The following is a 20,328-nucleotide window of genomic DNA, read 5'->3' as shown; positions in this document are numbered from 1 at the left end:
GCGGCATGGCGATTCAACGCGAGATCGTCGTGCTCGTCGCGATGATCCTCTTCAACCTGCTCTTTACCGATCACTTCTGGTCGCTGCAGACCTTCAACGTGAACCTTACGCAGGTGGTGACGATCGTGATCGTCGGCATCGGCATGACGCTCGTGGTGGCGACAGGCGGCATCGACCTGTCCGTGGGCGCTTCGATGGCCATCTCCGGTGCGCTCGCGCCGATGCTCTTCATGAACATCGACGGGCCGGGCGGCTTGCTGCTCGCATTCACCTTGCCGATCGTGGCGGCGGCACTATGCGGCGTCTTCAACGGCTTTCTCGTGACTCGGCTGAATGTGCAGCCTATCGTCGCGACGCTCGTGCTGTTCATCGCGGGACGCGGCATTGCGCAGGTCGTCACCGATGGCAGCCTGCAGGCCTTCAACAATCCCGCGTTTCAGTGGATTGCGCTGGGCCGCGTGGCGGGCGTGCCGTTTCAGATCCTGCTCATGCTCGCGCTCGTCGCCATCTTTACGTGGATCGTGCGTAAGACGCTCTTCGGCAAATATCTGCTCGTGACGGGCGGCAACGAGGAAGCGGCGTATCTTTCCGGCATTCCTACCGCGCGCGTGAAGATGATCGCGTACACGGCGTGCGCGGCGCTCGCGGGTCTGGCCGGACTGATTTCGATCTCGGTGAATTCGTCGTCGGATGCGAACGTGGTCGGCCTCGGCGTGGAACTCGATGCCATCGCGGCCGTGGCCGTCGGCGGCACCGCGCTCACGGGCGGCAAGGCGTATATCACGGGCACGCTGATCGGCGCGCTCATCATCCAGTTGCTGCGTTATACGCTGCTTGCACACGGCATTCCGGATGCCGCCGCGCTGGTGCTGAAAGCTGCGATCATCATCGCCGCTGTGTACGTGCAGAGAAAGCGAGGCTGACGACGACATGAAGAAGAACCTCCCGATTCTCATCGCGCTCGCGGCGCTGCTCGTGCTTGGCGTCGTGCGGTACGAGCACTTTGCATCCGAATACAACGTGACGTCGTTCTGGCGCTACAACTCCATGTTCGCGCTGATTTCCATCGGCATGGCGTTCGTCATCATCACGGGCGGCATCGATCTGTCGGTGGGCGCGGTGGCCGCGCTCGCAAGCGTGGTCGCGGCGCTCGCGAGTCCGCATGGCGGCGTGGCGGCGGTGCTCGCGGGCTCGGCTGCCGGTCTCGCGGTGGGCCTGCTCAACGGGCTCGTGATCACGCATCTGCGGATACTGCCTTTCATCGTTACGCTGGCGACGAGTCTCGGCGCGCATGGCCTCGCGCTTCTGCTCGGCCATAACGATGCCGTCGCCATCTCGTCGGACACCAGCTTCGCCAACTTCGGCCAAGGCGATCTCTTCGGCTTGCCGATTCCGGGGCTCGTCGCGGCCGCGGCGGCGATTGTCGGCTGGATCGCGCTGCGCAGCTCGCGCTTCGGGCGGCATGCGCTGGCTATCGGCGGGAGCGAGGAAGCATCGCGTCTGATGGGACTGAATGTGGATCGCACACTCGTCGCCGTGTATGCCGTGAGCGGCCTGCTCGCGGGCATCGCCGGCGCGATTCTCGCGGCGCAATTCGGCGCGGGACAGCCGAACGAAGGCATCGGCTGGGAACTGTTCGCGATCTCGGCGGTGGTGCTCGGCGGCACGCGTCTGACAGGCGGCGACGGCTCTATCGCGATGACCATTGCGGGCGTCGCACTGCTCGGCCTCGTCTTCAATCTGCTCAACTTCGAGAACGGCCTGGGCTATATCTCGTTATCGGCTTACTGGCAGTCGGTGATTCGCGGGTTGTTCCTGCTGCTCGTGATCGTGCTGCAGGCGCGAGTGCTGAACAGGAAAGCGGTGGTGGCCAAGGTGGCGCGGTAAAGTTTGGATGTTGCACGAGCGTTGGAGCTTGATGAAGTCTATCGCGACGAACCGCCGCTTTAGCAAGCAGCGCCGCGCTTTGCGATCGATGCAAACGGCAAAGTGCGGACCCTTCCCCGCGAACGCGTGAAGGGTCCGGTCATGCCTGGGGCATTCTGCTCGCTGCATCGCCATGGAAAGTGGCACGGAGGCGAGAGGTGTTGTGGTCGGCATGCTCCTCGCAGGAACAATCGCCCGGCTTACCCAAGCGTTAGGGCGACGTCTTCTGGTTCGGCGGAGTTGCAAACACCGTCCCAGGCACAACCGGGGCCGGTTTGAGTTGACGCGTAAGAACGAAGTTGAGCGCATCCTTCGCGCGCATGTCGTCGGGGCGAATGGCCAGCGCCTGACGCAGCGCACCTTCCGCCTCGGCGAATCGGCCGAGATTGAGCATGGCCATGCCTAAACCGATACTCGCCTCGAAAAACGGCTGACGCCGTGCCAAAGCTCCCTTGAAGTGCGCCTCGGCCTCGGCCGGATTGAAGCGTCGTTCCGACACATTGCCCAGACCGCAATAGGCTTCCGCGGATTTGGGATCGATGTCCAGCGCACGATGAAATGCAGTGTCGGCTTCGGTTAGACGAACGGCGGCGCAAAGGACATCACCGAGCGCAAGATAGCCGGAGACCGACTGCGGCTGCGCTTCGATGGCAGCATGCGCTGCAACCTCGGCTTCCGGCAGACGCTGCCGACGGCGCAGCAGATCAGACAGCGCGCAATGCGCCTGAACCATGTCCGGCTGATGATGGATGGCCTGGCGAAAAGCGTCCTCGGCTTCCGACTCGCGCTTTTCGTCGCTGAGGATGCAGCCGAGCATCCAGTGCGCGAGTGAAGAATCCGGCCTGATAGCCAGCGCTTCACGGCAAAAGGCTGCGGCGTCGGCGAACCGCTTTTGATCTGCCATGACAAGCGCCAGATTGACGACAATCTCGGCGGACGTGGGCTGCAAAGTCCGCGCCTCGTTCAACAACGTCTCTGCTTCGGCGAAGCGGCCAAGCTGGCGCAACACCAGCGCAAGATTGTTTTTTGCTGCAACCGAGGAAGGATTGGCCTCGATGTCTTGACGAAACTTCGCTTCGGCTTCAGCAAATGTCATCGTTACGTTTCGATCATTGTCTTCAAGCATGGTGATTATTTCTCTTGCGTAGGAAACCAAACTAATTCGATCTCAGGTAGATCTCTGTTATTTCGTCTTGCGGACGGGAGATGAGGCGTTCGCTTGATCCCTCTTCGCGAATCAAGTCGCGGCGTTGTTTCCACATTCGTACCGGTGCCCGCAAAAACGAAGGCCGAACGATAACGCATCGATTTCAGTATAGTGCAAAAAGTTATGACCAAATCCAACCTGGCCCAGCCATTGAACCACCAAACAAGCCGCCTATGAAACCACTCTCCTCAAGACTCGCCGCATTCGTGTTTATCGCTTTCGGCGCCATTGCCGCGCCTGTTTCCTCGCAAGCCGAGGAGCTTCATGTCATGAGTTCAGGAGGCTTCACCGCCGCCTATAAAATCCTCGGCCCGAAATTCACGGCCGCAACCAGCAATACGCTCGATACCCAACTCGGCCCGTCGATGGGCAAGGCGCCCGAAGCCATCCCCAATCGACTCGCGCGCGGCGAACCCGCCGATGTCGTCATCATGGTGGGCTACGCGCTCGACGATCTCATCAAGGAAGGCAAGGTCATGCCGGACTCGCGTGTCGAACTCGCCGATTCGCGCATCGGCGTATCGGTGAAAGCGGGTGCGCCGAAACCCGACATCGGCAATGTCGATGCGTTGAAGGAAACGCTGCTGCACGCAAAATCGATCGCTTATTCGGACAGCGCGAGCGGCGTCTATATCCAGAACGAGATGTTCAAGAAACTCGGCATCGAAGATCAGGTGAAACCCAAGGCGAAGATGATCCCGAAGATTCCCGTGGCCTCGGTCGTCGCGGACGGTCAGTACGAACTCGGCTTCCAGCAAGTGAGCGAACTGTTACCGGTACAAGGCGCGGATTTCGTCGGGAGGATTCCGGACTCCGTGCAGTCCGTCACGCGTTTCGCAGCGGGCATTCCGGTTGGCTCGAAGCACCCGGAGGAGGCGCGCGCCTTGCTTCGCTACCTCGCTTCGCCGCAGGCACAAGACACCGTGCGCGCCACCGGACTCGACCCGATCGCCGCGCATTGAAGCGCAGGCAGGTGCCACGCGCCGGTTCACCTTGCGTTTCATGCGTATTTGCGAAGCGAAAACGGCGTTCCGTGCGAAAATCGAGATGCTCGCGCAAGCGCCTCCACAGGCAGGATTGGTCCGCTCAATAGTTGAAAAGCCGTTCGCTGGGCCAAGCCGGGTTGAGCCGATCCACACGCGAAACGACATGCAAAAAAGACATGCAGCGAGGAGAACCTGCGTCAATGGAAGCTGACAAGCTGATACCGGACACGCGCACCGACGCGCCCGAGCCGAGCTTTCTGCTCGGCGGCGGCGAGATGGGCGCGCTCATCCGCGCTTTCGACTGGACGCAAACCTCGCTCGGCTCGCCCGAACAATGGCCGCAGAGTCTCAAGACGGCCGTGCGCATCATGCTCACCTCGCGGCAGCCGATCTGGGTCGGCTGGGGTCCCGACCTCCTGTTCTTCTACAACGATCCTTACAAGTCGATCATCGGCGGCAAGCATCCGCAAGCGCTCGGTCAGCCGACGTCGGTGGTGTGGCGCGAAATCTGGAACGAGATCGGCCCGCTGCTCGACACCGCGCTTGCCGGCATCGAAGGAACTTTCGTCGAGCAGAAGCTGCTCATCATGGAACGCAACGGCTTCCCGGAGGAAACGTACTACACGTTCTCCTATAGCCCGATTCCGGACGATCGCGGCGGCGCGGGCGGCATCATCTGCGCCAATAGCGACGATACCCAACGCGTGCTTGGCGAACGCCAGTTGCTCGTACTGCGCGAACTGGCTGCGTCGGCCGCGAACGCGCGTTCGTGGCGCGAGGCCTGCGAACGTTCGATGAACGTGCTCGCGAATGCCGCGCGCGACATGCCTTTCGCGTTGCTCTATACAGCCGAGCCCGGCGACGAAAGCGCCACGCTCACCGGCGCATGCGGCATCGCGCCGGGCAGTGCGGCCGCGCTGGAAGTGCTGCACGCGGCGCATGCGGGCGCGTGGCCCGTTCACGAAGTGCTGCGCGACAACCAAGCGCGGCTCGTGACCAATCTGAAGGGTTTCATCGACGGACCGCTGCCCACCGGCTCGTGGAACGCCGCGCCGACGCACGCGGTGCTGCTGCCTATCGCGCCGTCGGGCGAGACCGGGCGCGCGGGCGTGCTGATCGCCGCGCTCAATCCATACCGTCTCTTCGACGAAGGCTATCGCGCGTTCCTGAACCTCGTGGGCGGCCAGATCGGCGCGGCCATCGGCGCCGCGCATGCCTATGAAGAAGAACGCCGCCGCGCCGAGGCGCTCGCCGAAATCGACCGCGCCAAGACCACCTTCTTCTCGAATATCAGCCACGAGTTCAGAACTCCGCTCACGCTGATGCTCGGCCCGCTCGAAGACCTGCTGACGAAGCCGGAGCGCGCGGGCGACGAAGTGCGTCTGCTCGAAATCACGCATCGCAATGGCTTGCGCCTGCTCAAGCTCGTCAACGCGCTGCTCGACTTTTCGCGCATCGAGGCCGGGCGTATCGAGATTCATCGGCAGACCACCGACATCGGCGCGTTCACGGCGGAGCTGGCCTCGCTGTTTCGCTCGGCCATCGAATCGGCGGGGCTGCGCTTTTACATCGACATTCCCTCGACGCCGGTGCTCGCAGACATCGATCGCGACATGTGGGAAAAAGTCGTGATGAACCTGCTGTCGAACGCGTTCAAGTTCACGTTTCGCGGCACGATCGAAGTGACGCTGCGCACGAACGCCGCGCAGCGCGTGGAGATGAGCGTGCGCGATACCGGCATCGGCATCGCGGAGGCGGAACTGGCGCGCGTTTTCGAGCGCTTTCATCGCGTGGCGGGCGCGACCGGGCGCTCGGTGGAAGGCAGCGGTATCGGCCTTGCAATGGTTCAGGAGCTCGTCAAGCTGCACGACGGCGCCATCAGCGTGCAAAGCAGTCCCGGCGAGGGCACGTGCTTTACCGTGACGCTGCCCGCCGCGCATGAACGAGTCGACGCGCAACATGCCGATACGCCGCGCGCGCAAGCCAGCAGCGGCGCGCGCAGTTATGTCGATGCCGCCTTGCGCTGGATTCCCGACGCAAGCGAACCGGCGCTCGCCCTCGACGACGAAACGCCGCTCGGCGCGGGCGCGAACGCCAGCGCATCCGCCGATGAAATCCGCGGCCGCGTGCTGGTGGTCGACGACAACGCCGACCTGCGCGAATACATGCGTCGCATGCTGGTCGCGGCGGGCCACGAAGTGAGCGTCGCGGCCGACGGCGAGAGCGCGCTCGAAGCGGCGCGCACCGGGCATCCCGAAGTAATCGTGTCGGACGTGATGATGCCGCGCCTCGACGGCTTCGGCCTCTTGAACGCCGTGCGCGCCGACGAAGCGCTGCGCGAGACACCGGTCGTGCTGCTGTCCGCGCGCGCGGGCGAGGAAGCGCGCCTGGGCGGTCTCGAAGCCGGCGCGCACGACTATCTGACCAAGCCCTTCGCCGCGCGAGAATTGCTTGCGCGAGTCGCGAGCAATCTGCGCATCGCGCGGCTGCGGCGCGCGTCCGAGGAGAACCTGCGCGAAGAGTCGCGCATGCTGGAGATTCTGAACGACGTCGGCACCACGGTCGCGGGCGAGCTCGATCTGTCGCGCGCCGTGCAGGTCGTCGTGGATGCCGCCACCGAGCTCACCGGCGCGGCCTTCGGCTCGTTCTTCTACAACCTGCTCGACGACAAAGGCGAGAGCTACACGCTCTATTCCATCTCCGGCGTGCCGAAAGACGCGTTTTCGCGCTTTCCCATGCCGCGCAACACCGCGCTCTTCGGCCCAACTTTCGCGGGCGAAGGCGTGGTGCGTTCCGACGACATCACGAAAGACCCGCGCTACGGCCAGAGCGCGCCGCATTACGGCATGCCGGAAGGTCATCTCAGCGTATGCAGCTATCTCGCCGCGCCCGTCATCTCGCGCACGGGCGAAGTGCTGGGCGGGCTGTTTTTCGGTCATCCCGAACCGGCGATGTTCAACCTGCGCGCGGAGCGGATCGTCGTGGGTATCGCCGCGCAGGCGGCTATCGCCATCGACAACGCGCGGCTCTTCCAGGCGGCGCAGGACGAGATCGCCGAGCGCACCAAGGCGCAGGCCGCGCTGCACGATCTCAACGATACGCTCGAACGCCGCGTCGCCGACGCCATCGCGGACCGCGACCGGCTGTGGGAACTGACCGAAGACCTGTTCGTCGTGACGAGCTTTGAAGGCGCGCTGCTGCGCGTGAGCCCGTCGTGGTCGACCGTGCTCGGCGTCGATCTGCAGCGCGTGCATGCGCGAACCATGCTCGACCTCGTCCATCCCGACGACGTCGAAGCGGTCGCGAGCGCGATGGAAAGTCTGCGCCAAAGCGGCGCGTCCGTGCGTTACGAGTGCCGGCACGGCTTCGTGGAAGGCGGCTGGCGCTGGATCGCGTGGACCTTGTCGATCGACCCGGCCACGCGCCGCATACACGGCGTGGGGCGCGACGTCACCGCGGACCGCGAAACCGCCGACGCGCTGCGACACGCCGAGGAAGCGCTGCGCATGGCGCAGAAGATGGAAGCCATCGGCAAGTTGACGGGCGGCGTCGCGCACGACTTCAACAATCTGCTGCAGGTGATCGGCGGGAATCTGCAATTGCTGGCAAAGGACGTCGCGGGCCAGGAACGCCCCGAGCAGCGCGTGAAGAGCGCACTCGCGGGCGTGGCGCGCGGCGCGAACCTCGCCTCGCAGCTGCTTGCGTTCGGCAGACGCCAGCCGCTCGCGCCGAAGGTCGTCAATCTGGGCCGCTTCGTGCGCGGTCTCGACGACATGTTCCGCCGCGCGCTGGGCGACGGCATCGAGATCGAGACGATCGTATCGGGCGGCTTGTGGAACACGCTCGTCGATCCGTTCCAGGTCGAAAACGCGCTGCTCAATCTGGCGATCAACGCGCGCGACGCGATGAACGCGCACGGCAAGCTGACCATCGAAGCGGGCAATGCATCGCTCGATGAAAACTACGCCAAGCGCCACGCCGACCTGTTGCCCGGCCAATACGTCATGGTCGCTGTTACCGATACCGGCTCGGGCATGTCGCCCGAAGTGCAGGAACGCGCGTTCGAACCGTTCTTCACCACCAAGCGCGAGGGCCAGGGCACGGGTCTCGGACTCTCGATGGTGTACGGGTTCGTGAAGCAGTCCGGCGGCCACGTGAAGGTGTATAGCGAGGAAGGACACGGCACGACGATACGCATTTATCTGCCGCGCGCACGCCAGGAAGAAGACCTCGAAACCACGATCGACGCCGGCCCCGCGCACGGCGGCGACGAAACCATTCTCGTGGTCGAGGACGACGAAGAAGTGCGCGCAACCGTCGTCGCCATGCTTGGCGACCTCGGTTATCGCGTGCTTCGTGCAAAGGATGCGCAAAGCGCGCTGGCTATCGTCGAGAGCGGCGTGCCCGTGGACCTGCTCTTCACCGATGTCGTGATGCCCGGTCCGCTACGCAGCCCCGAACTGGCGCGAAAGGCGCGCGAACGCGTGCCGGGTATCGCGGTGCTGTTCACGTCGGGCTACACGGACAACGCCATCGTGCATGCGGGACGGCTCGATGAAGGAATCGATCTGCTGAGCAAGCCTTATATGCATGAGGCGCTCGCCCGCAAGGTGCGTCAGGTGCTCGCGGCTAGCGGCAAGGGCGCGAGTTCCAGCGCACCGCCCGCGACGGTCACCGGCAACACGGTTTCCGATGCCACGCCTGCCGACGCCCTTTCGCACATGCGCGTGCTGTTCGTCGAAGACAACGAACTCGTGCGCGTAAGCAGCGCCGAGTTGCTGCGCACGTTCGGGCTGGATCTCGTGGAAGCCGGCAGCGTCGCCGAGGCGCTCGCCCTGCTGCGCGAAGAGCGCTTCGAACTCTTGCTGACCGATGTGGATCTGGCGGGCGAATCGGGCATCGAGCTGGCCCTTGCGGCTAGCCGTGAGGCGCCCGGAATCGGCGTGGTGTTCGTCACCGGATACGACCTCGTCCTGAGCGCCGACGAACGCAAGGCCTTGCCGCGCGCGACGCAGTTGCGCAAGCCTTACGACCCGCTGGCGTTGATCGAAGCGCTGAACGCAGCGGTGATTCGGTGATCCGCTAGCCGTCTCCGAACGCGGAGACGGCTAGGTACGCATGCCTAGCCGCGACGGCGCTGTCTCACCGCATCGGCAAGCAGGTCGAGCACCGGCTCGGTCTGGCTCCAGCCGAGACACGCATCCGTGATCGAGACGCCGTGCTTGAGCGGCACGCACGGCTTGAGGTCCTGCCGCCCTTCGTCCAAATGACTTTCGATCATCACGCCGGTGATGCGGCTTTCGCCCGCGATCAGTTGCCGCGCGATGTCTTCGGCCACATCCACCTGCCGCAGATGCGACTTGTTCGAGTTGGCATGCGAGCAATCGATCATCACCTGCTCGCGCTGTCCGAGCGCCGCCAACGCCGCGCAACTCGCCGCGACGCTGGCCGCATCGTAATTCGGTGCTTTTTTGCCGCCGCGCAGGATAACGTGGCAGTCGTCGTTGCCGCGCGTTTCGAAGATGGCGGCAAGGCCCATCTTCGTCATGCCCATGAAGGCATGGCTCGCGCGCGCCGCGACGATCGCGTCCGCCGCGACTTGCACGCCGCCGTCCGTGCCGTTCTTGAAGCCGATCGGACAACTCAGCCCCGACGCCAGTTGCCGATGGCTCTGACTCTCCGTCGTGCGTGCGCCGATTGCGCCCCACGCGATCAGGTCCGCGATGTACTGCGGACTCAGCAGGTCGAGAAATTCGGTGCCCGTTGGCAGACCAAGCTCGCTGATTTCCAGCAGAAGCTCACGCGCGCGGCGCAGACCTTCGTTGATACGGAAACTGCCGTCCAAACGCGGGTCGTTGATATAGCCCTACCAGCCGACCGTCGTGCGCGGCTTTTCGAAGTACACGCGCATGACAATCAGCAAATCGGCGCCGAGACGATCCGCGACGGTCTTCAGATGGTGCGCGTATTCGATCGCTTGGTCGTGATCGTGAATGGAACACGGTCCGACCACGACTACGAGGCGGTCATCGCGGCCATGCAGAACGTCCGCGATGCGTGCACGGCTCGTTTCCACGAGCGCCTGCACGCCGGGCGTGACCGGCAGTTCGTCGAGCAAAAGCGCTGGCGAGATCAGCGGGCGCACCGCGCCGATGCGCGTATCGTCGATACGGGTCGTGTCTTGCGTGGAGTCGGCCACGCCGGCCTCCTGATCGCGGGAGGGATTGTCGATGCGGCTCAAGGTCAGCTCCGTCGGGCGTAATGAATGCGTAAAGAATGCATGTTGCGGCTATTCGATGCGAGAAAACCGCGCACTTTTTGCCGCGCGGTGCAAATATCGATTATCGCATTTGAAGCCCGTGCGTCGCGCATTTCCGAAAGCGGCCAAGGATCGTGCGTATCATGAAAGGAACCGGAACACGCCATTCATCAAGGGAGCAGACCATGCGAATCGAAACATCCTTTCTCTTCGATCTCGACGGAACGCTGGTCGACAGCGTCTATCAGCACGTGCTCGCGTGGAAAGAAGCGCTGGACAGCGAGGGCATCGAACTGTCGGTGTGGCGCATTCATCGCAAAATCGGCATGAGCGGCGGCCTCTTCACCGATCAATTGCTGCGCGAAACGCATGGGGAGATCAACGCGGATCGCGTGGAACGTCTGCGGCGCCTTCATGCCGATGCTTATCAACGTCTGCGCGCACAGGTCTGCCCACTGCCGGGCGCGCGCGAATTGCTCGACGCGCTGACCCAGGCGGGCACGCGCTGGGCGATCGCCACGAGCGGCCGCATGGAAACGGCGGCGTTCAATCTCGAAGCATTGGGCGTGGACCCAGGCAAGCAAGTGGTCGTCACGCGCGATCAGGTGAAATACGCCAAGCCCGATCCCGACTTGTTCCTTGCGGCGGCCGCGCGTCTGAACGTGCCGATCGAGCATACCGTGGTGGTTGGCGACAGCATCTGGGACATGCTCGCGGCGCGTCGCTGCCGATCGCTCGGCGTCGGCCTGCTGTCGGGCGGTTATGGCAGCGACGAACTGGAACGCTCGGGCGCGCTGCGCGTGTACGAAGACCCCGCCGACCTGCTGTTCCATCTCGACGAAGTGGCCGCGCGCCCTTGAATCATGCTAGAACGCGTGCCGCAAGCCGACAGTGACGCCGACTTGCGTACCTGTCGATGACGGCGACAACGTATTGAGCATCGCCTGCCCGAGCACGGAATCGGGCGGCGCGCCCTTTACGTGCTGATAGACGCCTTCGAGATAGACATCCGTGCGTTTCGAGAGCGAATAGTCGGTCTGCAACATGACCGTATGCCACGACGGATAAGCGATGGATGCCGCGTTGCCGTAAGCGCCGTCCGTGAACGTGTAAGCCGCCGATACGCTCAACACGGGCGTGAGCGCGTAATGCACGTTCGCTTCGTAATTGTCGAGACGCAGGGTGCCATCGAGCGGAATATAGTTGCCGAGCCCGATGGAAAGCACGCTGTTCATATTGTCGAGTTGCGTGTGCGACCAGACGAGACCGACCGTCGCCGGCCCGAAGGTGGCGTTGGCGCCCGCGCCCCAGATGCGCTGCCGTTGCGCGACGAAGTTCGCGCTGCCATCCCCTTGCGACACCGCGCCATTCAAATTCGTCCCCGCAATGCCGCCGCCCGCGTTGTTCAATTGCAGATAGCCGCCCGCGACCGTGAACGGCCCTTGCGCGTACGATGCCGAAAAGCCATACGCGCGGTTATCCGCGAAGTTTCCGGCGCTATTGCCGAAGGAATACATGCTCTCGACCGTCACGCCGCGATAAGTGGGGCTGACGTATTTGACGGTGTTGTTGATGACGACCGAGTTTGCCGCCAGATTATCGTTTTCGAACGGATGCGCCGAGATGCTGCCGCCCCAGGTGTTGAATTCGGCGGTGAGCGGACCGAGCAGATCGTTGAGCACGTCGTATTGACGCCCGGCCGTGAGCGTGCCGTAGTCGTCGTGTTGCAGGCCGACCCATGCTTGCGAGCCGAAGCCATCGCCCGCGAATGCATTGGTGCCGTTATTCAGATTGAAGCCTTGCTCCAGCTTGAAGATGGCCTTAAGGCCGCCGCCGAGATCCTCACTGCCTTTCAGGCCGAAGACCGTGTTCTGCGTGACGCTGCTGAGCATCTGCCAGTTGCTGTGGCCGGTCTGATTGTTGGTGTAGACGATACCCGTGTCGATCAGGCCGTATAGCGTGACACTGCTTTGCGCATGCACCGAAGCTGCGCATAAAGCGGCGGGCAGCGCGACCATCAACATTGACCTTTTCATTGCTGAAAGCTCCATGAACGATTGAAAGCGACGGCCTGCCCGGAGAGCGGCGACTGGCAATTGATCGTACGACGCCAAAATTGTGCGGGCGCAATATCGGCATGGCGTTGCATAAATGCTATTCCGGCGCGGTACTGAATTCTTGCGGAAGGCTTTCCTATACTGGGGTCTCACATTTCGAACAAGGGGACACCGATGTTGATGGAAGCAAAGGAATCGATCTACAGCCCGACGCAGGACGGGCTGATTTTCCCCGAAGAGCCCACGTTTTCCTCCTCGGCGGAAGAACGGCGCTATCGCAAAGAGCATCTCGCCGCCGCATGCCGGATCTTCGCGCGGCACGGATTCAGCTTCGGCTTCGGCGGCCATCTGACCGTGCGCGACCCGGAACATCCCGAACTCTTCTGGACCAATCCGATGTGCGTGCCATGGTCACGCGTGAAGACCTCGCAACTCGTGCTCGTCGATCATTCGGGCACAGTGGTCGAAGGAAAGTACGCGGTGAACCGCGCAGGCTACGTGCTGCATTCCGCGATCCACGCTGACAATCCCGACATCATCGGGTCGTGTCACGCGCATACCGTTCATGGCGATGCGTGGGCCGCAATGGGCAAGCCGCTCGACTATGTGACGCAGGACGCCTGCATGTTTTATGGCTCGCATATGGTCGTGCGCGACGGCGCGGGCAAGGTGCCGGTCGCGGATGCATCGGGTAATCCGATTGCACGCGCCTTCAACGAACACAAGGCCGTAATCCATCAGAACCATGGGCTTCTGACGGCGAGCCGCCATAGCATCGATGATGCAGTATGGACGTTCATCGCCCTCGATCACTGTTGCAAGATGCAGCTGCTCATGGACGCGACCGAATCGCGCCCGTTGCAGATCGACCCGGAGCATGCCGAGTATTCGCATCGTCATCTGGGCAACTCGTTCATCAGCTGGCTGCATTTCCAGACCATGCTGTATGAGATCGCCGAAGAGGAGCCGGAATATCTCGACTGAGCAATGACCCAGCGGCATGCGTGCCATACGAGCATGCCGTGATAAAGCGCTAAAAAATACAGGAGACAAGCATGGAAGCGCTATACGGAGATCAGGCCGTCAAGGAAACGGATGCTGGCCGCATCTATGGCAGGGCTTACTGGCGGCTCTTGCCATTGCTCTTGATCTGCTATCTCGTGGCATATCTGGACCGTGTGAACGTTGGCTTCGCGAAGTTGCAGATGCTCGATGCACTCGGCTTCGACGACGCCATCTATGGCCTCGGCTCGGGCATCTTCTTCGCCGGCTACTTCTTCTTCGAGGTTCCGAGCAATCTCGTGATGCGCAAGGTCGGCGCGCGCCGCTGGATTGCGCGCATCATGCTCACGTGGGGTGTCATTTCTGCGGCGATGGTCCTCGTCAAGACGCCGACCATGTTCTACATTGCGCGCTTCATGCTTGGTGCCGCCGAAGCAGGCTTCGCACCGGCGATCATGTATCTGCTCACGCTGTGGTTTCCCGCGCGCTACCGCGGTCGCGCAATGTCCATCTATGTGATGGGCGCGCCGCTCGCGTTCGTCGTCGGCGGGCCGATTTCCGGCTATATCCTGCACGCGTTTTCAGGTAACGACCAGCTAGCCCCGTGGCAATGGCTTTTTCTGATCGAAGCGCTGCCCGCCATCGTGCTCGCCTTCGTCGTGTTGCGCTTTCTTGACGACGATCCCGCCAAGGCGCGCTGGCTTTCGGACGACGAACGCAATCTCGTGCTCGCCGACATTCGCGCGGAAAACGCCAGCAAGATCGACTATACGAGCGTGCGCGGCTTTCTCGGCAACAAGAAATTGTGGGCGTTCTGCGCGATCTACTTCTGCCTCATCATGGGTCTTTATGCGCTCGGTTTCTGGATGCCCTCGCTCGTCAAGCGCAGCGGTGTCGCCGACCCGTTCGCCATCGGACTCTATACGGCCGTGCCGAACATCTTTGCGGCGATAGCGCTTTATTTGTCGAACCGCAGCGCCGATCGCACCGGCGGCAGGCGCATCCACTTCGCGGCGTTTATGGTGATCGGCGCGGTTGGACTTGCCGTAAGCATGTGGTTGTCGGCGGGGCCGCTCGTGACGGTAGCTTGCCTGTCGGTCGCCGCAGCGGGTGTCTATTCGTGCATCGCGCTGTTCTGGGCCTTGCCGACAAGTCTCTTCGTGGGAGCATCGGTGGCGGCAGCGTTGGCGTTCATCAATTCAGTGGGCAATATCGCGGGCTTCATGTCGCCGTATCTCGTAGGCTTGCTCAACGTGTGGCTTGGACACGCGGAAGTCGGCATGTATGTGATCTCCGCATTCCTCGTGCTCGGCGCCTGCATGACGATGCGCTTGCCTCGAACGTTGGACAAATGACGCGTTGCTTCAGGCGGCCCACGGCGGCCGCCGGAGCTTATCCGCCACGTAATCAATAAACGCACGCACGCGCGGATGCAAAGTCGAATCGCGCGGATACAGCACATAGATCGCGGTTTCGTCGCTCGATTGAAAGTCGGTGAGTAAAGGCACGAGCATGTTGCTGCGAATGGAAGGCAACACCATGTGTTCAGCCATCCGCGTAATGCCCACGCCTGCAAGACACATATAAACGGAACTCACGCCGCTGCTCGTCTGAAAGTTGCCGTTGATGAGCATGGACGTGCGCTCGCCGCCGACCATGAAGGGCCAATGGTTGAGATGGTCCATCGGCGGTTCCCACATCAGGCAGTTGTGTCGGGCGAGTTCCGCGGGTGTCGAGGGTACCCCATGTCTGGCGATATACGCAGGCGACGCCGTGATTACTCGCTGCAGATGACATAGCTTGCGGCTCACGAGATTCGAGTCCTGCAAATTGCCCATGCGGATGGCGACATCGAACCCTTCTCCGATGATATCGGCGAGCGTATCCGAAAGAGAAAGCCGCACGCGCAGGCCCGGATAACGTTCGAGAAATGCCGGAATGAGCGGCACGATCTGATCCATGCCGAACGACGTAGCCACGGTCACGCGAATATCGCCGGACATGTGCTGGCCCGCGCGCGAGAGTTGTGCTTCGCCGCTTTCGAGTTCTTCGAGAATGCGCTTGCAGAGCGCGAGATACTGCGTGCCCTCCTGCGTCATCTGAAGGCGACGCGTGGAGCGCCTCAAAAGCGATACGCCGAGCCGCTTCTCCAGCGCGGATACAGTGCGGCTGACGTAAGGCTGCTGCAAATCGAGCGCGAGCGCCGCAGCTGTGAAACCGCCCGTCTCGGCGACGGCCCTGAAGATCCTCATCTCGGTGAGGCGTTCGTCCTTCATGCTGTCACGATGCCTGGGGAAACAGGCATCGTAGCGTGCCTCGCTGGCAGGGCCTATCGGGGAAGGCACGGACATCCGGTCTGTGCCTTCCGGCTGCCTCAACTCCTCACCCCCACCCCCGCCGCCCCAACTCCACTACGCCCACGCAACACACACCCCACCGCCACCGCGCCGACCAACAAACCCGCCGCCACGACGATCAACGCCACATCCGTGCGTCCCGTCACGTCCTTGAGATAGCCGATCATATAGGGCGACACGAAGCCCGCGAGATTGCCGATGGAGTTGATCATCGCAATGCCCGCTGCCGCCGTCACGCCGGTGAGAAACGCCGTCGGCAAGCTCCAGAACAACGCGGGAATCGACAGCACGCCCATGTTGGCGATGCACAGCGCGATCACGCCCAATACCGGCTGGTTCTGCCACACGACGCACAACGCAAAGCCAAGCGCGGCCATCGAGAACGCGGCAATCAGATGCCACTTGCGTTCCTTGCGACGATCCGCCGAGAATCCGAACGCCAGCATGCTGATGATCGCGCACACGCCCGGCAACGCCGTGAGCAGCCCGATGGTGAACGGATCGGCCACGCCCATCTTCTGCACGAGCGTCGGCATCCAGAAGCTGATCGCGTACAGCCCCATGTTGTAGACGAAATAGATCAGCACCAGCGCCCAGATGCGTCCATGACCCAGCAGGCTCATGAAGCCATGCGCGATCTTGTCGCGATTCTCCGCCGCAAGCACCGCGCTCAGATGCGTCTTCTCGCCATCGGTCAGCCACGTGACGCGGCGAATATCCTCGCTCATGCGGAAGTAGATATAGATGCCGAGGAGTATCGTCGGAATGCCTTCGCACAAGATCAGCCACTGCCAGCCGCCCATGCCGCCGACGCCCGACAGAAAGCCGAGAATCGAGCCGGACACGAGTCCGCCGATTACGCCCGACGATGCCAGCGCGATATAAAACACGCCCCATGCGCGTCCGCGTCGCGCCGCCGGATACCACTGGCTCATGTAATAGATCGCGCCCGGAATGAAGCCCGCTTCGGCAAGACCCAGCAGAAAGCGCATGACATAAAACTGCGTCGGCGTGCGGATGAAAATGGTCGCGCACGAAAGCAGGCCCCACGTCACCATGATTCGCGCAATCCAGCGTCGCGCACCCACGCGATGCAAGATTACGTTGCTCGGCACTTCGAGCAGAAAGTAACCGAGAAAAAAGATGCCCGCGCCGAAGCCATACACGGCATCGCTGAAATGGAGGTCGCTCGACATCTGCAGCTTGGCGAACCCCACGTTCACGCGGTTCAAATAGGAAAAGAAAAATCCAAGCATCAGCACGGGCAGAATGCGCAGGGATATCTTTCTGAAAAGCCTGTTTTCGTCGATGGCGGGCGTCATGTCAGTCTCCTTGATTTCGTGCGGTCATGTTTTTATTCGACGCGATAGAAACGTCGCGCGGTCCCTTCGAACAACGCGCGTAAATCGGTTTCGGTGGCTTGCGGCAAGGCGCCGAGCACATCGGCGACGATCTCCGTGAAGCTCGCCGACAAGTTACCCACCGGCAGATTGCTCGCGAACATCGAACGCTCATAGCCGAATAGATCGACGGCCTCGCGAATCACGCGGCGGTTGCTCGCGCTGTCCCACGTGCCATTCGGCAAGCCGAGTTCCGATACCTTCAGATAGACGTTCGGACACGCCGCGAGCTTCTCCATGCCACGACGCCAGATCGCGACGCCTTCGTCCGATCGATCGAGCGGCAAGCCGAGATGGTTCGTGACGATAGGCGTCTTCGGGAATGCACGCGCCACTTCCGCCGCTTCTTCCAAGTGCCAATACGGCACGCGCAAGTCCCACGAGAAGCCGTACTTATCGAGTAAAGCAAGACCCGCAAGCCATGCTTCGTCTTGCATCGTGCCCGGTTGGCCCGCAACGGATTCATGCGGACCGCTGGAGATTTCAGGCTTCGAGCGCACGCCGCGCGCGAGCGGGCTGTTTGCATGACCTGCGAGAATCGCATCGCAATCGGGCTGCACGAAGAACACATGGCCGACGATCGCGCTGGGTAATCCCGTTTTCGCGTTGAGCGCGGTGAGCCAGTCGGTTTCGCGCACTTGTTGCTTGCGCGAACGCTCCGCTTCCACATGCACGGTGCCGATCACGTTGAAGCCGGCCGTCGCCTGGCGATACTGCGGCGGCAAAAAGTCCTGACACATTCGGCGATAGTCGCCGAGGAAGAAGGCGTCGTCATACTCGTTCGTGAGCCAGGGAAAGTCGCCGTCCGACAAGTCCCAGAAGTGATGATGCGCATCCAGTATCGGCAGGTCGAAGCCGAGCGTGTTGGTGGTCATCGCGATGTCCTTGCGTGAGTGCCGCGTGCGTTGTCGTCGAGCCCTTCCGGGCGATAGATGCGCACGGCCGTATCGTGAAAGAAAGCCTCTTGATCCGCGCGCGGCCAGGCGCGCACCAGTTCGGCAAAGCCGCGTAGCAGACCGTCGAGCGAGATGAACATGCCATCCACGGGGAAGTTGCTGCCGAACATGAGGCGCCCGGCGCCGAAGACTTGATGAAGCGTATCGAGCACTGGCTGGTTTGCGGCGACGCTCCACGGCTTGCCCGCCTCGCACAGCCCCGACACCTTCACGGTCACGTTCGGCAGACGCGCGAGTTCTTCCAGCGCCACGCGCCAACGCGTAAGCGTCGCGTTCGATCTATCGCCGGGCACGCCCGCATGATTGACGATGAGCGTGGTGTGTGGAAAATCGCGGGCGAGCTGTGCCGCTTCGGACAGTTGCCGCCACGACGCCTGCAAGTCGAAGTGCAGGCCGTATCGTTCGAGCAAGGCATAGCCGCGCTGCCAGCGTTCGTCGGACATGAGCGTGCGGCCATCCTTGTCCGGTGCGCCCGGCTTGTGACGCACGCTGCGAACGCGAGCCACGCGGGCTTGCGCGGACAACACGTCGTCCACGTCGGCGCGGTCGAGCCACGCTTGCGCCACGATCGCGTTGGGGCGACCCGTCTCTTCGGCAAGCTCGCGGACATAGCGCGTTTCGCCAAGCGGATCATCCGGGTTCCACTCGGCTTCGACATACACGCTGCCGATCACGCGATGCCCCGCCGCATCGCGCAGATAGTCCGATGGCAGGTACGTCTCTTTGATCGGCGTGTAGTCGCCGTAACGATGTTCGACCAGCACGCCCGGCATGAGCCACGGATAGCGATTCGCTTCGAGGTCCCAGAAGTGCTGATGCGCGTCGATGATCGGCCCTTCGTACAACTCCTTCATGCGCGCGCTCCTGAATCGTTGCGGCCGAAATCGATAAAGAGCGAGCCGACGAGATAAGCGAACGCCGCCGCAGCGAAGAACAGGATGACCGCCGTGAAACCGCCTGTCATATCGACGATCACGCCCACGACGATAGGCACGATGATCGCGCCGCCCGTGCCCGCGAAGTTCATCACGCCGCCGACGAGGCCGACTTGCTCGCGCGGTGCGAGCATCGCGGGAATGAGCCAGTACAGGCCGCCCCACAAGTGAAAGAACACGCCGAGCGACAACACGGCGACCGCGAGCCGGATATCCGCCACGAACGGCAAAGCCAGCAGACAAAGAAGCGACATGCCGCCCGACACGCCGAAGAGGATCTTGAACGCCGTCTTGCGTGCGAAATGCCGTTGCAACCAGTCGGCTGTCACGCCCGACAGAATCTCGCCGACCGCGCCCGCGAGAAAAATGATGAAGGTCGCGAAGCCCATGCTGCGGATATCGAGCCCGCGTCCGACCGACAAATAGTTCGGTCCCCAGGTCACGAGGCCGAAGAACACCATCGCCCAACCGACACGGCCCACCACCATCGCCGAAATGATGCCGCGTGACAGCGGCGCCATCTTCGCGCTAGGGGCTTCGCCAGCAACGAGCTTCTGCTCGCGGATATACGCGACTTCCGCCTGGTCGATGCCCGCGTGCCGCTCGGGCGTCTCGCGCAGCATGCGATAGACGACGAGACCGAAGACGATCGTCACCGCTCCCACGATCAGGAACGCCGAACGCCACGATCCCGAGAAGCCGATCAGCGCGCTGATGAGCAAGCCACCGAGCGCCGAGCCGAGCGGCGCGCCGCTATCGATGAGTGTCACGCCGCGCGCCCGTTCCGCGGGCGGCAGCCACGCCGCCGTGAGCTTCGTCGCGGCGGGCATGTAAGGCGCTTCGAACACGCCGAGACCGATACGCGTAAGCAACAGCGTCACGCCGTTCATGGCGAACGCGGCAAGACACTGGAAGCCGCCCCACAGCACCGCCGAGATGCCGATCATGCGGCGTGCGCCGAAGCGGTCGGCGGCCCAGCCAGCGGGAATCTGGAACGTGCTGTACGTCCAGAAGAACGCAGAGAGGATCAACCCCTGCATCGTCGCGGCGAGATGAAACTCGCGCACGATGGTCGGCATTGCAATGGACAGCGACATGCGGTCGATGCAGTTGATCGTATAGAGCACGAAGAGCAGCAGCACCATGCGCCAGCGGGTGGTGCAAAGAAGCGCGCGCAGCGAACTGCCCGAGGCGCTCGCGGATAAGTTGGTTTGCATGTCTCCTCCTGTATGGGTCGAAAGCC

14 protein-coding genes and 1 pseudogene are annotated in these 20,328 nt (G+C 62.6%); 7 read left to right on the top strand and 8 right to left on the bottom strand.

The window, feature by feature from the left end; all coding sequences use genetic code 11:
• Nucleotides 1-5: 5 nt before the first annotated feature.
• Nucleotides 6-923, top strand: a complete 918-nt coding sequence (locus NCR98_RS25055) for an ABC transporter permease (protein WP_244831005.1) — start codon at nt 6-8, stop codon at nt 921-923.
• Between the two features lie 7 nt (nt 924-930).
• Complete coding sequence (locus NCR98_RS25050) at nt 931-1,887, top strand: ABC transporter permease (protein WP_250527639.1); 957 nt, start codon at nt 931-933, stop codon at nt 1,885-1,887.
• Between the two features lie 250 nt (nt 1,888-2,137).
• Here the strand turns inward: NCR98_RS25050 and NCR98_RS25045 are convergent, their stop codons facing one another.
• A complete protein-coding gene (locus NCR98_RS25045) occupies nt 2,138-3,052 on the bottom strand; it encodes a tetratricopeptide repeat protein (RefSeq protein ID WP_250527638.1) in 915 nt (304 codons plus the stop codon).
• A 254-nt stretch (nt 3,053-3,306) separates the two neighbouring features.
• Between NCR98_RS25045 and NCR98_RS25040 the strand changes: the two genes are divergently transcribed.
• Nucleotides 3,307-4,095, top strand: coding sequence for a substrate-binding domain-containing protein (locus tag NCR98_RS25040; protein ID WP_250469296.1), 789 nt, complete (start codon nt 3,307-3,309; stop codon nt 4,093-4,095).
• A 224-nt stretch (nt 4,096-4,319) separates the two neighbouring features.
• Nucleotides 4,320-9,197, top strand: coding sequence for a response regulator (locus tag NCR98_RS25035; RefSeq protein WP_250527637.1), 4,878 nt, complete (start codon nt 4,320-4,322; stop codon nt 9,195-9,197).
• Nucleotides 9,198-9,241: 44 nt separating this feature from the next.
• On the opposite strand, the pseudogene NCR98_RS25030 reads toward NCR98_RS25035, so the two are convergent.
• Nucleotides 9,242-10,360, bottom strand: a pseudogene (locus NCR98_RS25030) (3-deoxy-7-phosphoheptulonate synthase).
• 203 nt (nt 10,361-10,563) lie between these two features.
• Between NCR98_RS25030 and NCR98_RS25025 the strand changes: the two are divergent.
• On the top strand, nt 10,564-11,238 hold the full coding sequence (locus NCR98_RS25025; RefSeq protein ID WP_250469293.1) for an HAD family hydrolase: 675 nt from the start codon (nt 10,564-10,566) through the stop codon (nt 11,236-11,238).
• Nucleotides 11,239-11,244: 6 nt separating this feature from the next.
• Here the strand turns inward: NCR98_RS25025 and NCR98_RS25020 are convergent, their stop codons facing one another.
• Nucleotides 11,245-12,414: a porin gene (locus NCR98_RS25020; protein WP_250469292.1), complete on the bottom strand. Its 1,170-nt coding sequence runs from the start codon at nt 12,412-12,414 to the stop codon at nt 11,245-11,247.
• A gap of 195 nt (nt 12,415-12,609) precedes the next feature.
• Between NCR98_RS25020 and NCR98_RS25015 the strand changes: the two genes are divergently transcribed.
• Both NCR98_RS25015 and NCR98_RS25010 read left to right on the top strand, forming a co-directional pair.
• Nucleotides 12,610-13,419 (top strand): class II aldolase/adducin family protein, encoded by an 810-nt coding sequence (locus tag NCR98_RS25015; protein ID WP_250469291.1) that lies wholly within the window; start codon nt 12,610-12,612, stop codon nt 13,417-13,419.
• A 71-nt stretch (nt 13,420-13,490) separates the two neighbouring features.
• Nucleotides 13,491-14,792, top strand: a complete 1,302-nt coding sequence (locus NCR98_RS25010) for an MFS transporter (RefSeq protein ID WP_250469289.1) — start codon at nt 13,491-13,493, stop codon at nt 14,790-14,792.
• Nucleotides 14,793-14,801: 9 nt separating this feature from the next.
• Here NCR98_RS25010 and NCR98_RS25005 read toward each other — a convergent pair whose 3' ends face one another.
• The 5 genes from NCR98_RS25005 to NCR98_RS24985 all read right to left on the bottom strand — a co-directional run bounded on the left by NCR98_RS25005 (nt 14,802) and on the right by NCR98_RS24985 (nt 20,302).
• Complete coding sequence (locus tag NCR98_RS25005) at nt 14,802-15,713, bottom strand: LysR family transcriptional regulator (RefSeq protein WP_250527636.1); 912 nt, start codon at nt 15,711-15,713, stop codon at nt 14,802-14,804.
• 98 nt (nt 15,714-15,811) lie between these two features.
• The gene (locus tag NCR98_RS25000; protein ID WP_250527635.1) at nt 15,812-17,116 is read right to left on the bottom strand and encodes an MFS transporter; all 1,305 of its coding nucleotides are present in this window, start codon (nt 17,114-17,116) and stop codon (nt 15,812-15,814) included.
• Between the two features lie 32 nt (nt 17,117-17,148).
• A complete protein-coding gene (locus NCR98_RS24995; protein ID WP_244830862.1) occupies nt 17,149-18,069 on the bottom strand; it encodes an amidohydrolase family protein in 921 nt (306 codons plus the stop codon).
• Nucleotides 18,066-19,004 carry an amidohydrolase family protein gene (locus tag NCR98_RS24990; RefSeq protein ID WP_250527634.1) on the bottom strand — a complete coding sequence of 313 codons (939 nt, stop codon included), beginning with the start codon at nt 19,002-19,004 and terminating at the stop codon, nt 18,066-18,068. Before NCR98_RS24990 ends, NCR98_RS24995 begins: the two co-directional genes overlap by 4 nt.
• Nucleotides 19,001-20,302, bottom strand: coding sequence for an MFS transporter (locus NCR98_RS24985; RefSeq protein ID WP_250527633.1), 1,302 nt, complete (start codon nt 20,300-20,302; stop codon nt 19,001-19,003). The genes NCR98_RS24990 and NCR98_RS24985 overlap by 4 nt, the downstream gene beginning before the upstream one ends.
• Nucleotides 20,303-20,328: the final 26 nt, after the last annotated feature.

This window comes from Caballeronia sp. GAWG2-1 (assembly GCF_023631405.1).
In the GTDB taxonomy this organism is placed as follows: Bacteria; Pseudomonadota; Gammaproteobacteria; order Burkholderiales; family Burkholderiaceae; genus Caballeronia.
The sequence above is the reverse complement of the archived record's forward strand: the minus strand, read 5'-3'. Positions and strand labels throughout refer to the sequence as shown.